14 protein-coding genes are annotated in these 16,078 nt (G+C 38.9%); all 14 read left to right on the top strand.

The window, feature by feature from the left end; genetic code table 11:
* The first annotated feature begins 21 nt into the window (after positions 1-21).
* The 14 genes from MLD65_RS00070 (at position 22) to MLD65_RS00005 (ending at position 15,910) form a co-directional block, all read left to right on the top strand.
* Complete coding sequence (locus tag MLD65_RS00070; RefSeq protein WP_243289815.1) at positions 22-276, top strand: DUF3243 domain-containing protein; 255 nt, start codon at positions 22-24, stop codon at positions 274-276.
* Between the two features lie 217 nt (positions 277-493).
* Entirely contained in the window at positions 494-1,285 is a 792-nt protein-coding gene (locus tag MLD65_RS00065; protein WP_243289814.1) for a YmfK family protein, read from the top strand.
* Positions 1,286-1,298: 13 nt separating this feature from the next.
* Positions 1,299-2,180: a helix-turn-helix domain-containing protein gene (locus MLD65_RS00060; RefSeq protein ID WP_243289813.1), complete on the top strand. Its 882-nt coding sequence runs from the start codon at positions 1,299-1,301 to the stop codon at positions 2,178-2,180.
* 213 nt (positions 2,181-2,393) lie between these two features.
* Positions 2,394-2,972 (top strand): CDP-diacylglycerol--glycerol-3-phosphate 3-phosphatidyltransferase, encoded by a 579-nt coding sequence (gene pgsA, locus MLD65_RS00055; protein WP_243289812.1) that lies wholly within the window; start codon positions 2,394-2,396, stop codon positions 2,970-2,972.
* A gap of 54 nt (positions 2,973-3,026) precedes the next feature.
* Complete coding sequence (locus MLD65_RS00050; RefSeq protein ID WP_243290232.1) at positions 3,027-4,280, top strand: competence/damage-inducible protein A; 1,254 nt, start codon at positions 3,027-3,029, stop codon at positions 4,278-4,280.
* 203 nt (positions 4,281-4,483) lie between these two features.
* Complete coding sequence (gene recA, locus MLD65_RS00045) at positions 4,484-5,521, top strand: recombinase RecA (protein WP_243289811.1); 1,038 nt, start codon at positions 4,484-4,486, stop codon at positions 5,519-5,521.
* 139 nt (positions 5,522-5,660) lie between these two features.
* Positions 5,661-7,472, top strand: coding sequence for an IS1182 family transposase (locus MLD65_RS00040; protein ID WP_243289810.1), 1,812 nt, complete (start codon positions 5,661-5,663; stop codon positions 7,470-7,472).
* 337 nt (positions 7,473-7,809) lie between these two features.
* Entirely contained in the window at positions 7,810-9,369 is a 1,560-nt protein-coding gene (gene rny / locus MLD65_RS00035) for a ribonuclease Y (protein WP_243289809.1), read from the top strand.
* 141 nt (positions 9,370-9,510) lie between these two features.
* Positions 9,511-10,305, top strand: a complete 795-nt coding sequence (locus MLD65_RS00030) for a TIGR00282 family metallophosphoesterase (RefSeq protein ID WP_243289808.1) — start codon at positions 9,511-9,513, stop codon at positions 10,303-10,305.
* A 238-nt stretch (positions 10,306-10,543) separates the two neighbouring features.
* Positions 10,544-10,804, top strand: a complete 261-nt coding sequence (gene spoVS / locus MLD65_RS00025; RefSeq protein WP_003181955.1) for a stage V sporulation protein SpoVS — start codon at positions 10,544-10,546, stop codon at positions 10,802-10,804.
* 301 nt (positions 10,805-11,105) lie between these two features.
* A complete protein-coding gene (locus MLD65_RS00020; protein ID WP_347709255.1) occupies positions 11,106-12,842 on the top strand; it encodes a 2-oxoacid:acceptor oxidoreductase subunit alpha in 1,737 nt (578 codons plus the stop codon).
* Complete coding sequence (locus MLD65_RS00015; protein WP_243289807.1) at positions 12,843-13,709, top strand: 2-oxoacid:ferredoxin oxidoreductase subunit beta; 867 nt, start codon at positions 12,843-12,845, stop codon at positions 13,707-13,709.
* 238 nt (positions 13,710-13,947) lie between these two features.
* Positions 13,948-15,477 carry a tRNA (N6-isopentenyl adenosine(37)-C2)-methylthiotransferase MiaB gene (gene miaB / locus MLD65_RS00010; protein ID WP_243289806.1) on the top strand — a complete coding sequence of 510 codons (1,530 nt, stop codon included), beginning with the start codon at positions 13,948-13,950 and terminating at the stop codon, positions 15,475-15,477.
* A 1-nt stretch (position 15,478) separates the two neighbouring features.
* A complete protein-coding gene (locus MLD65_RS00005; RefSeq protein WP_243289805.1) occupies positions 15,479-15,910 on the top strand; it encodes a YlbF/YmcA family competence regulator in 432 nt (143 codons plus the stop codon).
* Positions 15,911-16,078: the final 168 nt, after the last annotated feature.

The following is a 16,078-nucleotide window of genomic DNA, read 5'->3' as shown; positions in this document are numbered from 1 at the left end:
TTTTAAAAAGGAGGGGCTAACATGTCTGTGTTAGACAATTGGAACAAGTGGACAAACTTTTTAGGAGAACGATTAAATCAAGCTCAAAGTGAAGGGTTGAATCAAGAAGTTATTTCAACGTTAGCCTATGAAATCGGGGATTACTTAGCGAAGCAAGTAAACCCACAAACGGCTGAAGAAAAAGTATTAGCTGATTTATGGAGTGTGGCTGACAATCAAGAGCAACATGCGATTGCCAACGTAATGGTCAAACTCGTTCAAAATCGTACGCACTAAGAGAGGGCTTACCTCTCTTTTTCCGTTTCATTAAAATGTTGCAAGCCAATCCAACGAAAGGTACCTTCTTGCCTTTTGAACGGATTGGTTTGTTGTTAAAGGCGCAATTTATTTTTTTAATTCAAATGGTGCAACATTTGGAATTATTCTTTCGTTCCAGACCGAAATAAGATATGATAGAGGCATGTAGGGGTTTTATGTATTGGGGGTTTAACCATTGGCGAAAATAGAATGGTATCTAGAATACAAAATTCAAAAAAATCGGCCTGGTCTACTTGGAGATGTTTCTTCCTTGCTTGGAATGCTTCGAATTAATATCGTCACCATTAATGGTGTGGATGATCAACGACGAGGATTGTTATTAAAGTGTGATAGTGATGAACAGATAAAGCGCCTTGAGTCCATTTTGAAAACGATGGATCATATTACGATTACAAAGCTTCGGACACCGAAATTGCGTGATCGTTTAGCTGTTCGGCACGGTCGTTACATACAGCGGGATGCAGATGATAAAAAGACATTCCGTTTTGAAAGAGACGAGCTCGGCTTATTAGTCGATTTTATGGCTGAATTATACAAGAAAGATGGGCATAAGTTGATTGGGGTTCGAGGAATGCCGCGTGTGGGGAAAACAGAATCGATTGTTGCAGCAAGTGTTTGTGCGAATAAACGTTGGTTATTTCTCTCGTCTACATTGTTAAAACAAACGATTCGCTCCCAGCTTATCGCAGATGAATATAACGTGAATCACGTGTTTATTTTAGATGGAGTTGTGACAACGAAACGTGGAACAGAACAGCATTTACAGCTTGTACGTGAAATAATGCGTCTACCTGCAACAAAAGTTGTTGAACATCCAGATATTTTTGTGCAAAATACAGAGTATACGATGGAGGATTTTGATTATATTATTGAGCTTCGTCATGAGCCCAATGAAGAAATTACGTATGAAGTGGTAGATGAGCCACAAATGTTTGATCACTCAGGATTTAATGGATTTGAATTTTAGGAAGGTGTTACGATTGAGTGAACTAGGCAATCTATTAAAAGAAGCGCGGCTAGAAAAAAATTATTCGCTTGATGAGCTGCAACAAATAACGAAAATACAAAAAAGATATTTAGTGGGCATTGAAGAGGGAAACTATGCGGTCATGCCCGGGAATTTTTATGTCCGTGCTTTTATTAAACAATATGCTGAAGCAGTTGGATTAGATCCAGAAGAGCTTTTTGAACGATTCGAAAACGAGATTCCAACTACATACAATGATGATTTACCAGAGCAACTATCGCGTGTCAGAACACATAAACAAATGCCAAAATCTGCTTCGAAAGCGTTAGAATTTCTTCCGAGAGTGTTAGCTGTATCAGCAATCGTTATTGTAGCTGTCATTGTTTGGGTATTAGTTCAAAAATATACGGATAATAAGCAATCGGAAAATGTGGCAAATGGAGAGTCGGATGAAGTTCAAGTGGAAAGCTCCGGCATTAATCCGAGTCAACCTGAGGAACAAAAAGAGCCAGGTGAAGCTGCGGAAGAACAAAAGGAGCAGACAGAAAAGGAAGAGAAGTCAAATGATAAGCAGCAATTAACCGTCATTGAGACAAAAAACAATCAAACCTCATATGAATTAACCAACACCGATCGCTTTACGCTTAAAATTGCTTCAAAAGGAAGAACGTGGCTAGAAGTCAAAAATGCAAAAGGGAAAAAATTTTATTACAAAGTGATGCCTGAAAATAATGAACAAACGTTTGATTTAACAGCAGAAAGCGAAATTCATCTTGTGATCGGGGCTACGAATAACGCAACAATCTTTATAAACGATGAAGAAGTTCCATACGAAATTAGTCCAAATGAGAAAGTGGATCAAAGATTTAAAATCGTATACAAAAAGAGCGAATAAAGTGAAACTTCATCCAGTGTGGGACGTCCCACTGAATGCTAGTTGAACGAATCGAACCTTTACGGGCAGTTGTCCCCATCTATTTTCTTATGAGCATTATGAAATTTAAGGTGGCGGGGTTACTGCCCGTTAAGAGTGGGTTAAAAAGTCATCTCTTTTTAGATGACTTTTTATTTCGTATTTTGAAAACAGTAAGCTGGAGGATGAAAAGTTATGAATTTACCTAACAAGATTACCATTGCACGAATTTTACTCATTCCATTTTTTATGATTGTGATGCTTGCACCATTTGATTGGGGAATGCTCCAAATCGGTGCTGAAAGTATAGAAGTTACTCATTTCGTTGGTGCTCTTATTTTTATTATTGCCTCAACAACCGATTGGATTGATGGTCACTTTGCACGAAAATATAATTTAGTGACGAATTTAGGAAAGTTTCTTGATCCATTAGCAGATAAATTATTAGTTTCTGCCGCTCTCATTATTTTAGTGGAAATGGGATTAGCCCCATCATGGATGGTCATTATCATTATAAGCCGTGAGTTTGCTGTAACAGGCTTACGTTTAATATTAGCAGGTGAAGGCGAAGTTGTAGCTGCCAATATGCTCGGAAAGATTAAAACATGGGCACAAATTGTTGCGGTTTCGGCATTATTATTACATAACCTTCCGTTTTCTCTTATCGGCTTCCCATTTGCTATGATTGCATTATGGATTGCGGTTATTTTCACAATTGTATCCGGTTGGGATTATTTTATGAAAAATAAACATGTTCTAAAACAATCAAAGTAACGCTATAAAGATGAATGAACGCAATCTCTTGAAAGTAGGGGTTAACATATGAATGTGAATGCAGAAATTATTGCCGTTGGCTCAGAATTATTACTCGGACAAATTGCGAATACAAACGCTCAATTTATTTCGAAACAGCTAGCTGAATTAGGTGTCAATGTTTATTATCATACGGTAGTTGGCGATAATCCAACTCGACTAAAAGATGCGATTGAAACAGCGAGAAAGCGTTCCAATATCATCCTTTTTACAGGGGGGCTCGGCCCGACGAAGGATGATTTAACGAAAGAAACGATTTGTTCGGCCTTAAATCGAAAACTAGTAATAGACGAAGCCGCGATGCTTCACATTGAAAACTATTTTCTTCGTACAAAAAGACATATGCCTGAAAATAATCGAAAACAGGCGCTCGTTTTATCTGGTTCAACAGTACTAAAAAATGATTACGGGATGGCACCAGGAATGGCATTAAAAGAAGATGACCAATTATTTATGTTATTACCTGGACCTCCGAAAGAAATGGAGCCGATGTTTTTACAGTATGGAATCCCTTATTTAAAAAAGCAGTTGCATATTAGTGAAAAGATTATTTCCCGTGTACTCTGTTTTTTCGGGATAGGTGAGTCTCAGCTTGAAACCGAAATTCAAGATTTAATTGATGCACAATCCAACCCGACGATTGCTCCGTTAGCTAAAGATGGAGAAGTGACCCTTCGTCTTACCGCAAAACACCATGATGAAGAAAAGGCGAAACGGCTAATCGATGAAGTGGAAGCAGAAATTTTCTCGCGAGTGGGTGAATTTTTCTATGGATACGATGACGCAACCCTTTCGAAGCAATTAATGAATACACTAAGTGATTGCGACTTAACGATTTCAAGTGCTGAAAGTTTGACGGGTGGTTTATTTCTTGAGGAGTTGACGAAAATTTCAGGAGCCTCTCGTATCGTCAAGGGAGGTATCGTTTGTTATACGAACGAAATAAAAGAGGAGCTTCTTCATGTTCAAAAACAAACTTTAAAGACGCATGGTGCGGTTAGTGAGCAATGTGCCTATGAGATGGCAGAGCAAATTCGAACGTTAACGAATAGTGATATAGGCGTCAGCTTTACAGGTGTTGCCGGTCCATCCAAGCAAGAAAATAAGCCGGTCGGAACGGTTTTTATTGGGATATCTACAAAAGAAAAAACAGTTGTTTACCCACTCTATTTAGCTGGATCTCGAACAGGAATTCGCAACCGGACGGTTCGATATGGATTTTATTACGTAAACAAAATGATTTCTTCGCTCAATACAGGAAATGAATAACATTCATGTTTAGTATATGAAAAATGCAATTTTCTTCTGAATGTAAGGTTAAAAAATGCTATTTTCATAATGTGAAAAATATGATTTTGCTTTTTTCCGTAGCGAGAAAATTTAAAAATCGAATAAACGTTCGATTTTTCTCTTGGCAAAACGCTGAAAACGATGTATAGTTATTGTAGGTTATCAAAAAGGAGGCAATATGGGTGAGTGATCGTCAAGCGGCGTTAGATATGGCGCTGAAGCAAATTGAGAAACAATTCGGGAAAGGTTCGATTATGAAGCTTGGCGAACAGGCCGAACGCAAAATATCGACTGTTCCAAGCGGTTCATTAGCACTAGATGCCGCTCTCGGTGCCGGCGGGTATCCAAGAGGGCGGATTATTGAAATATATGGTCCTGAAAGTTCAGGTAAAACAACGGTTGCACTTCATGCGATTGCGGAAGTTCAAGCTCAAGGAGGTCAAGCTGCATTTATCGATGCAGAGCATGCCCTTGACCCTGTATATGCTCAAAAATTAGGTGTCAATATCGACGAACTATTACTCTCTCAACCTGATACAGGTGAGCAAGCTTTAGAAATCGCGGAAGCATTAGTTCGAAGTGGTGCGGTTGATATTATCGTTGTTGACTCCGTTGCTGCATTAGTTCCGAAGGCGGAAATCGAAGGTGAAATGGGAGATGCCCACGTTGGTTTACAAGCGCGCCTCATGTCTCAGGCTCTTCGCAAGCTTTCAGGTGCGATTAACAAATCGAAAACAATCGCTATCTTCATTAACCAAATTCGTGAAAAAGTTGGTGTGATGTTTGGGAATCCAGAGACAACTCCTGGGGGGCGTGCCCTTAAATTCTATTCTTCTGTCCGTTTAGAAGTGCGCCGAGCTGAACAGCTTAAACAAGGCAATGATATGGTCGGAAATAAAACGAAAATTAAAGTCGTAAAAAATAAAATTGCGCCGCCGTTTAGAGTGGCTGAAGTAGATATTATGTACGGTGAAGGCATTTCAAAAGAAGGGGAACTAATCGACCTCGGCACTGAACTTGATATTGTTCAAAAAAGCGGTTCTTGGTACTCTTACAACGAAGAGCGATTAGGTCAAGGACGTGAAAATGCAAAGCAGTTTTTACGTGAAAACCCTGAAATTGCTTCAGAAATTCAACTTGCGATTCGCAAATCATATGGCCTTCATTCAGATGAAGAAGGAGATCCAGGACAAGAAGAGCTTTTATTTGATGGAGAGTAAAAAAGGGGCTGTCCAAAAAGTCAGTGTAACTGACTTTTTGGAGCCCCTTTTTTGAAATTTTTTAATTAAAAGGCACAAAAAAATCGCCCTTTTTAGTAAAATGAAGTTACCACACCACATTTTAGAAAGGACGATTTTTATGAGCAATCAAATGATTACTACTGAAGATTATAACACGCAAACAACACTTCCTCTAGATGTAAATGAAGAAAAACTTCCTACGAAACGAAAACTAGCTCCTACATTCAAACCCTACGATAACCGTCAAGTTCAAGTTATTTTTGATTTGGAAGCACTCATTCCCGACCATCATGTCGCACGTGTAGTGGACGAAATGGTTGAAGCTGTCCCAGATGACGTCTTGTTTTCCCATTACAAAGGTGGCGGCAGAAGTTCTTACCATCCGAAAATGATGCTTAAAGTCATTCTGTATGCCTATTCCCAAAAGGTTTATTCGTGCCGTGGAATTGAAAAGCTCATTCAAGAAAACATTCCTGCCATGTGGTTGGCAGCGATGCAACAACCGGACTTTCGCACCATTAATGAGTTCCGAGGAGAACGGATGAAAAGCTTGATGGACGAGTTATTTGAAGCCATGATTATGAAATTGATAAAAGACAATTACATTTCGATGGAGAACTACTTTTTGGATGGTACGAAGATTGAAGCCAATGCCAATAAGTTTACTTTCGTATGGAAAAAATCAACCTCGAAATTTGAAGCGATGTTAAAGAAGAAAATCCAAGAAACACTCCAATACATACAGCAATTAACACAAGAAGAAACAGGAGCCATTCAAAAGGAAATCGTAGAAGATCCAGAAATGACGGAACAAAAATTAGAGGCCATCGCAGCGAAAATCGAAGAAAAGGTAGAAGGGTTAACGAAAGAGATTGAAACAGAACAAGACCCAGAGACGCGAAAGGAAAAGAGACAAAAACGTAGTCAATGGAAAAAGCCTTTAAAGTTGATTCGAGAAAACTTCTTACCTCGGTTAGCGAAATATAAGGAACAGAACGAAACATTCGGAGATCGGAATAGTTATTCTAAAACAGATAAAGATGCCACCTTTATGCGTATGAAAGAAGACCCAATGAAAAACGGCCAACTCAAGCCCGGTTATAACGTACAAATGGGGACAGAAGGCCAGTTTATTGTGTTTTACAGCATTCATCAGCGTCCTACAGACACGCGTTGTATGATTCCGCATTTGCAGAAACTGGCGTCAACCTCTATCCCGATGCCGAAAACCATTATTGCGGATGCAGGGTATGGAAGTGAAGAAAACTATGTGTACGCACTTGGTGACGAGAAGGAGCCTCGATTTGATTTTCTGATTCCTTATGGAACCTATGAACAAGAACAGACACGTAAATACAAAAAAGACATCCGACATGCGAAAAACTGGACCTATCTTGAACAGGATGATTGTTTTATCTGCCCGAATGGAAGAAAGGTTCTGTTTAAAAAATATCAAACGAAAAAGAATTCGTCTGGATATGAGCAAAGCTTTAAAATATACGAATGTGAAGACTGTACAAATTGCCCATTAAAAGCGAAATGTACGAAAGCGAAAGGAAATCGACAAGTTCACTGGAATACCGTCTTCGAAGAAATGAAAGCGAAGGCAAAAACAGCCCTTGAATGTGAAGAAAAAGCCGCGATCTATGCTCGACGCAAAGTCGAAGTAGAAAGTGTGTTCGGTCACATCAAGGGCAATCGGTCGTTCCGCAGATTTTCGTTACGTGGGCTCGACAAAGTACATGTCGAGTTCGGCATAGTGGCATTAGCCCACAACATCCTGAAAGTAGCAGGGATCCGCCAGCTACTTTCAGGTCATAGCCGAAATAATACAAAAGCAAGTGGAGAAAAACGAGTCGTTTTTCTCCACTTGCTTCATTTTAGGGACTTATCAGACAGCCCCTTTTTTTGTAATATCATTTTGATATAGTATTCGAGGATTAAGGGAGTCTTCGGTGTCCAGAGAAAGCCACCTAGCCCCTCGAGTCAAAAACGTGAAGTCGTTAAGGCAAAAAGTACTTTTTCGTTGTAAGAACATTTTTGCTTAAGGCTGATCAAACGTTTGCGCTTTTCTCGTGAGAAAAGATGGAAAATGTTAAGATACTAGACTTGACAAGGGGTTGCGGTGGGATTTACAATTAAAATGTATATTTTACATTTTTCTGTGAATGATTAGCCTAAATGCTAATGAAAAACAGTCTTAACACTTAAAAATGTGTATGCCGACATGAAACATTACAAGTTCATAGCAAGAGGAGGTGAAAGGAATGGGTTCCTTTGAAATCATCTCCATTTTGCTTGGCCTAATCGTCGGTGCAGTTGTTGGCTATTTTGCAAGAAAGTCCATTGCTGAAGCGAAGATTGCGGGTGCAAAAAATGCCGCAGATCAAATTCTTGAAGATGCAAAGCGTGAAGCCGATGCAACGAAAAAAGAAGCGCTTTTAGAAGCAAAGGATGAAATTCATAAGCTTCGTCTTGATGCGGAAAGAGAAATTCGTGAAAGACGAAATGAATTACAAAAACAAGAAAATCGATTGCTACAAAAAGAAGAGAATCTTGACCGTAAAGATGAAACGTTGGAAAAGCGTGAATCGATGCTCGAGAAAAAGGAAGATTCTCTAAATGAGAGACAACAGCATATTGAAGAGATGGAAAGCAAAGTGGACGAGATGGTAAAAGAACAACAAGCAGAGCTAGAACGTATATCTAGTCTCACTCGCGAAGAGGCAAAACAACTCATTCTTGACCGTGTTGAAAATGAGCTTTCACACGAAATTGCCATGATGGTGAAAGAAGCAGAACACCGTGCGAAAGAAGAATCGGATAAGAAGGCGAAGGAAATTCTGTCCCTTGCAATCCAACGTTGTGCTGCTGATCACGTTGCTGAAACGACTGTGTCAGTAGTGAACTTGCCGAATGATGAAATGAAAGGTCGAATTATCGGACGTGAAGGACGTAATATTCGGACATTAGAAACGTTAACAGGCATTGATTTAATCATTGATGATACACCTGAGGCCGTCATTTTATCAGGTTTTGACCCGATTCGCAGGGAAACGGCTAGAATCGCATTAGACAAGCTTGTACAAGACGGACGTATTCATCCAGCACGTATTGAAGAGATGGTTGAAAAATCTCGCCGTGAAGTGGACGAATTTATCCGTGAAGTCGGTGAACAGACAACATTCGAAGTTGGTGTTCACGGAATACATCCAGACTTAATGAAAATTTTAGGTCGCTTAAAATTTAGAACAAGTTACGGTCAAAATGTGCTCAAACACTCTATGGAAGTGGCATTTTTATCAGGCTTGATGGCTGCTGAATTAGGTGAAGACGAAATGTTAGCAAGACGTGCAGGATTATTGCATGATATCGGTAAAGCGATTGACCATGAAGTAGAAGGAAGTCATGTTGAGATTGGAGTTGAATTAGCAACAAAATACAAAGAACATCCAGTCGTCATCAATAGTATTGCTTCCCACCATGGGGATGAAGAACCAACCTCAATCATTGCCGTATTAGTTGCTGCAGCTGATGCTTTATCTGCTGCTCGTCCAGGTGCACGTAGTGAAACGCTGGAAAATTACATTCGACGCCTAGAAAAGCTTGAAGATATTTCTGAGTCGTTTGAAGGTGTTGAAAAGTCATTTGCCATTCAAGCTGGTCGCGAAATACGTATTATGGTGAAACCAGATACGATCGATGACTTAGAAGCACATCGACTAGCTCGAGATATTCGAAAACGAATCGAAGATGAATTGGATTACCCAGGTCATATTAAAGTGACCGTTATACGGGAAACGCGTGCTGTTGAGTACGCAAAATAAAGTGGTGCTAAGTTGCACCACTTTATTTTTTATTTTATTTATGCCAAACTATAAGTGAATGTGGTGCCTAACTCAGGTTCTATGCAAGACTTAACCAATTTGACAAAGGATGTCAATCTAGATTAGAAAGGGCTTCAAGAAATGAAAATTTTATTTATTGGTGATATAGTAGGTTCTCCAGGAAGAGAAATGCTGAAACGCTACATACCACAATTAAAAGTAAAATATAATCCGCATTTGACCATTGTCAATGGAGAAAATGCAGCACACGGCAAAGGATTAACGGAAAAGATTTATCATGAGTTAATCAGTTATGGTGCACAAGTGATCACAATGGGGAACCATACGTGGGATAAACGGGAAATATTCGAATTTATAGAAAAGGCAAAACAACTTATTCGACCTGCCAATTTTCCTGAAGGTACGCCTGGAAAGGGGATTACATATTTTCCGATTCAAGGAAAAGAGGTTGCCGTCATTAACTTACAAGGCCGAACGTTTCTTCCTGCCATTGATTGTCCGTTTCGTTATGCGGATAAGCTAGTCCAAGAAGCGAAAAAACGTACACCCTTTATCTTTGTCGATTTTCATGCTGAAGCTACGAGTGAAAAACAAGCAATGGGTTGGTATTTAGATGGACAAGTGTCCGCTGTTGTCGGGACACATACCCATGTACAAACCGCTGACAATCGTATTTTACCAGGTGGTACGGCCTATATTACGGATGTTGGGATGACAGGGCCTTACGATGGAATATTAGGTGTAAATCGAGAGGCAGTGTTAAAGAAATTTTTAACGAGTCTCCCCGTTCGCTTTGACATTGCAGAAGGACGAACGCAATTAAGTGGTGTGTTGATTGACTTAGATGGACAAACAGGACAGGCAAAAAAAATCGAGCGCATACAAATTAATGATGACCATATGTTCTTTGAATAAAAAGCAATCGACGCGAGTCGATTGCTTTTTATTTTTTATTTGTATTGTAAATAAGTTGGAATTTTTAGAAAAAAATTTAAAGGAAGCAGGAATACGCAATCTTTCTAGTGAATATATAAATTATAAGATTTTTTATACCATGTTCAGGGGGATGGGATCTTTTGAACATTTATTAATCCAATAGGAATTGTTCTAATGAACACTCACAATTTATTGTAAAATTAAGGGGGAACAAGAAATGGAAATATTAAAAGTATCAGCAAAATCAAATCCTAATTCTGTCGCCGGGGCACTTGCGGGTGTTCTTCGCGAGCGAGGTGCAGCAGAAATTCAAGCGATTGGAGCAGGTGCTCTTAATCAGGCAGTAAAGGCTGTAGCAATTGCAAGAGGGTTTGTTGCTCCTAGTGGTGTGGATTTAATTTGTATTCCAGCGTTTACGGACATTCAAATTGATGGTGAAGAACGGACAGCGATTAAACTAATTGTAGAACCGAGATAAAGTGAAATCAAAAACAACCTTGATTCCGGTATTGGGAGAAAGGTTGTTTTTTATTAAATTAAGTTGATAATTCATATCGGTTTTATTAAAATATAAAAAACTGATAGATTAAAAATATTAGAAATACTTTTAATTATGTTTATATTCTGTGTGACTTTAATCAATTTTCTTGTGTTTTAAAAGTTTTCGTTCTACAATTAAATCGTTTCATACCATATTTTATCATTATGAAGTGATAAAACGTATAAAACATGCTACAATTGAAAATAATTATGCATTGTGCCAAAAGGGGTGTACATAAATGGTGAATCAACTGTCATGGAAAGTTGGTGGACAACAAGGTGAAGGGATTGAAAGTACAGGTGAAGTATTTTCCATCGCATTAAATCGCCTTGGCTATTATTTATATGGATATCGTCACTTTTCTTCACGAATTAAAGGTGGTCATACAAACAATAAAATTCGTGTAAGTACGACGGAAGTCCGGGCTATATCTGATGATTTAGATATTTTAGTTGCATTTGACCAAGAAACGATTGACGTAAACTTCAACGAATTACGAAATGGCGGTATTGTTATCGCTGATGCTAAATTCAAACCAACGATTCCAGATGAAGAGAACGTAACTTTATATGCGGTTCCGTTTACAGAAATCGCGACTGAACTTGGAACATCCTTAATGAAAAACATGGTTGCGATAGGTGCGACTAGTGCGGTGTTAGATATCGATCCTTCTCTTTATCGAGAGGTTGTTCAAGATACATACGGCAAAAAAGGCGAACAAGTCGTAAAGAAAAATATGGATGCCATTAAACATGGTGCCGAATACATGAAAAAAGAGCTCGGCTACAACCGTACCGATCTTTATTTAGAAAAAGCCGATGAAAAAAAACGTATGTTCATGATAGGCAATGATGCGATCGCATTAGGAGCGTTAGCAGGAGGCTCTCGTTTTATGGCTGCCTATCCAATTACACCTGCATCTGAGATTATGGAATATTTGATTAAAAAATTGCCGGAATTCGGTGGTGCTGTCATTCAAACAGAGGATGAAATTGCTGCAGTAACGATGGCTATTGGGGCGAACTACGCAGGTGCTCGTACGTTTACAGCGTCTGCTGGACCGGGTCTATCTTTAATGATGGAAGCAATTGGCCTGTCTGGAATAACGGAAACTCCGCTTGTCATTGTGGATACACAGCGTGGTGGGCCAAGTACAGGATTACCAACAAAACAAGAGCAATCCGATTTAATGGCCATGATTTATGGAACTCACGGAGAGATTCCGAAAATCGTTTTAGCTCCAAGTACAGTTCAAGAAGCTTTCTACGATACGATTGAAGCATTTAACTTAGCTGAGGAATATCAATGTCCAGTCATCTTACTTTCAGATTTACAACTTTCTTTAGGAAAACAATCGGTAGAACCGTTAGAATACGATAAAATCGAAATTCGACGTGGTAAATTAGTCTCAGAAGAAATGCCAGAGCTTGAAAATAAAGCCTATTTTAAACGTTATGAAGTGACAGAAGATGGGGTTTCCCCGCGCGTCTTACCTGGAATGAAAAATGGCATTCATCACGTGACAGGTGTTGAACATGATGAAACCGGAAAGCCTTCTGAAGTTGCTGGTAATCGTAAAAATCAAATGGACAAGCGACTGCGTAAATTGCAGCATATTAAGCTTCCGAATGCTGTCCATCAAAATGTTGTGCACGATGAGGCTGATCTATTAATCATTGGATTTAATTCAACACGCGGGGCAATTGAAGAAGCGATGGAACGACTTGAAAGAGATGGGATAAAAGTCAATCACGCACATATTCGTCTCATTCACCCGTTCCCAACATCGGATGTGTTACCGCTTGTCGAAAGAGCGAAAAAAGTTGTCGTTGTGGAAAATAATGCGACAGGACAGTTAGCGAACATTATCAAAATGAATGTTGGGTATGCTCAAAAAATTGAATCTGTTCTTAAATATGACGGAAACCCATTCTTGCCGCACGAAATTCACACTAAATGCAAGGAGTTGTTCTAGATGGCGACATTTAAAGATTTTCGAAATAACGTCAAACCAAATTGGTGCCCAGGATGCGGGGACTTTTCCGTACAAGCAGCAATCCAACGCGCGGCAGCAAATGTAGGGTTAGAGCCGCATGAGCTTGCCGTTATTTCCGGAATCGGTTGTTCCGGACGTATTTCTGGATATATTAATTCTTACGGGTTTCATGGCATTCATGGACGTGCCCTTCCAATCGCTCAAGGTGTAAAGATGGCGAATAAAGATTTAACTGTTATCGCATCAGGTGGCGATGGAGATGGTTTTGCCATTGGAACGGGACATACGATTCATTCGATTCGTCGAAACATTGACATCACATACATTGTCATGGATAACCAAATTTATGGTTTAACAAAAGGGCAGACATCACCGCGCAGTGAAATGGGGTTTAAAACAAAGAGCACGCCAAAAGGTTCTATCGAATCACCACTATCGGTTATTGAGATGGCGTTAACAGCAGGTGCAACATTTGTTGCCCAAAGCTTCTCAACAGATTTAAAAGATTTAACTTCATTAATTGAGCAAGGAATTCAACATAAAGGGTTTTCTTTCATTAATGTATTTAGCCCTTGTGTCACTTATAATAAGATTAATACGTATGATTGGTTTAAAGAAAACTTAACAAAAATTGCGGACGTTGAAGATTATGATTCTTCTAATCGAATAAAAGCAATGCAGACGGTTATGGAGTATAATGGACTTGTAACAGGGTTAATTTACCAAAACAAAGAGCAACCATCTTATCAAGAATTAATTAATGGATACAGCGAAGAACCATTAACGAATGCTGATTTAAGCTTAAGTGAAGATCAGTTTAATAAATTGGTTGCAGAATTTATGTAAAAAGAGGGGGTGACCTCTCTTTTTTGTTTCTTGATACAAAACGATTCGTAAAAAGTTCAAAAAGTACCCACCTTTTTCCTCCATTCCTGAAACTTTCATTCGCAACTTTTGTCAAAAACGTGTAAAATAGAGCGGTGGAAGGAATAATGGTTGTAATCACTTAACTTTCCTTCTATACTATGAAATTGTGAACTCTTACCTGTTTTTGATTGTTACGATTTGAAAGGAGAATGCAAACATGAATGAAAAACAACGTCTTGAAACAACGCAAGTGAATCCTTCGGACAAAAAATCCGAAAAGGATTATAGTAAATATTTTGAAACAGTCTTTATGCCACCATCATTAAAAGATGCGAAAAAACGTGGAAAAGAAGAAGTTAAATACCATAATGATTTTAAGATTTCAGAGCAGTTTAAAGGAATGGGAAATGGTCGGAAATTTTATATCCGCACGTACGGATGTCAAATGAACGAACACGACACAGAGGTCATGGCCGGAATATTCATGGCATTAGGATATGAACCAACAGACCGACCAGACGATGCGAACGTTATTTTGTTAAACACATGTGCGATCCGTGAAAATGCAGAGAATAAAGTGTTTGGAGAACTCGGTCATTTAAAACATTTAAAAATGGAAAAACCGGACCTTCTTCTCGGTGTATGTGGATGCATGTCCCAAGAAGAGTCCGTTGTCAATAAAATATTAAAACATTACCAATTTGTCGATATGATTTTCGGAACACATAATATTCACCGTCTTCCACACATCTTAAACGAAGCGTATATGGCAAAAGAAATGGTCATTGAAGTTTGGTCAAAAGAAGGGGACGTTATTGAAAACCTTCCGAAAGAACGGAGAGGAAATATTAAAGCGTGGGTAAATATTATGTACGGTTGCGATAAGTTCTGTACGTATTGTATCGTTCCATACACACGCGGTAAAGAGCGCAGCCGTCGCCCTGAAGAAATTATTCAAGAAGTTCGTCATCTTGCGGCACAAGGCTATCAAGAAATTACACTTCTCGGTCAAAACGTTAATGCATACGGAAAAGACTTTGAAGATATGGAATACGGTCTTGGCGACTTAATGGATGAGCTTCGTAAAATTGATATTCCGCGCATTCGTTTTACAACAAGCCACCCGCGTGATTTTGATGATCACTTAATCGAAGTGTTAGCAAAAGGCGGTAATTTAGTCGAGCATATTCATTTACCAGTACAATCAGGTTCAAGCGATATATTGAAAATTATGGCTCGTAAATATACGCGTGAACAATTTTTAGAGCTTGTTCGTAAAATTAAAGCGGCCATCCCAGATGTCGCCTTAACGACAGACATTATCGTTGGTTTCCCGAATGAAACGGAAGAACAATTTGAAGAAACGTTATCATTATACCGTGAAGTCGGATTTGAATCTGCTTATACATTCATTTATTCACCACGAGAAGGTACGCCAGCTGCCAAAATGAAGGATAACGTACCGATGGAAGTGAAAAAAGAACGCCTACAGCGTTTAAATAACCTAGTAAATGAACTCTCTGCTGAAGCGATGAAAAAGTATGAAGGACAAATTGTGGAAGTGCTTGTTGAAGGTGAATCTAAAAATAACCCTGAAATTTTAGCAGGTTACACACGTAAAAATAAATTAGTAAACTTTAAAGCACCAAAATCAGCCATCGGTAAGCTTGTAAAAGTAAAGATTACAAATGCAAAAACGTGGACACTTGATGGGGAAATGGTAGAAGAAGCGGTCGAGGTGAAATAAGATGGTATATACAAAAGATGATATTTTAGAAAAAGCAAAAGAGCTTGCTCAAATGATTTCCGAAACGGAGCAAGTCGATTTCTTTAAACAAGCAGAAGCACAAATCAATGAAAATCAAAAAGTTCGTGAAATGATGGCAAGTATTAAAAGCTTACAAAAACAAGCCGTGAACTTCCAACATTACGGAAAGCACGAAGCGTTAAAGCAAGTAGAAGAGAAAATCGATCGATTAATGGAAGAATTGGATTCGATTCCGATCGTCCAGCAATTTAAAGAATCTCAACTAGAAGTAAATGATATTTTACAATTAGTGGCAAATACGATTTCCAACCATGTAACAAATGAAATTATTCGTTCAACAGGTGGAGATTTGTTAATGGGTGAAACAGGATCTAAAGTACAAAACAGTCCAAAAGGATCTTGCGCGAAATAATGAATGCGACGTTGTCTCATATAGGCAACGTCTTTTTTTGTGTGCGATGGGCAGTCGTACTTAGTGTAAGCCAATTACACTGAGTGAGTTGTTAAAGGTTGGAGTACGTTACCTAAGGTAAAAACGGCTCCCGAATCCTGGAAGGCTCATTCTCTCGAAGGTGAGAGT

The sequence above is a fragment of the Bacillus sp. FJAT-47783 genome, assembly GCF_022808615.1.
GTDB lineage: Bacteria > Bacillota > Bacilli > Bacillales > Aeribacillaceae > Bacillus_BZ.
The sequence above is the reverse complement of the archived record's forward strand: the minus strand, read 5'-3'. Positions and strand labels throughout refer to the sequence as shown.

What these genes read in the sequence shown, in the direction of transcription:
- MLD65_RS00070 (WP_243289815.1), top strand. Translation starts at nt 22, where the DNA reads ATGTCTGTGTTAGACAATTGGAACAAGTGGACAAACTTTTTAGGAGAA.
- miaB (WP_243289806.1), top strand. Translation starts at nt 13,948, where the DNA reads ATGAATGAAAAACAACGTCTTGAAACAACGCAAGTGAATCCTTCGGAC.
- rny (WP_243289809.1), top strand. Translation starts at nt 7,810, where the DNA reads ATGGGTTCCTTTGAAATCATCTCCATTTTGCTTGGCCTAATCGTCGGT.
- MLD65_RS00015 (WP_243289807.1), top strand. Translation starts at nt 12,843, where the DNA reads ATGGCGACATTTAAAGATTTTCGAAATAACGTCAAACCAAATTGGTGC.
- pgsA (WP_243289812.1), top strand. Translation starts at nt 2,394, where the DNA reads ATGAATTTACCTAACAAGATTACCATTGCACGAATTTTACTCATTCCA.
- MLD65_RS00040 (WP_243289810.1), top strand. Translation starts at nt 5,661, where the DNA reads ATGAGCAATCAAATGATTACTACTGAAGATTATAACACGCAAACAACA.
- spoVS (WP_003181955.1), top strand. Translation starts at nt 10,544, where the DNA reads ATGGAAATATTAAAAGTATCAGCAAAATCAAATCCTAATTCTGTCGCC.
- MLD65_RS00005 (WP_243289805.1), top strand. Translation starts at nt 15,479, where the DNA reads ATGGTATATACAAAAGATGATATTTTAGAAAAAGCAAAAGAGCTTGCT.
- MLD65_RS00020 (WP_347709255.1), top strand. Translation starts at nt 11,106, where the DNA reads ATGGTGAATCAACTGTCATGGAAAGTTGGTGGACAACAAGGTGAAGGG.
- MLD65_RS00030 (WP_243289808.1), top strand. Translation starts at nt 9,511, where the DNA reads ATGAAAATTTTATTTATTGGTGATATAGTAGGTTCTCCAGGAAGAGAA.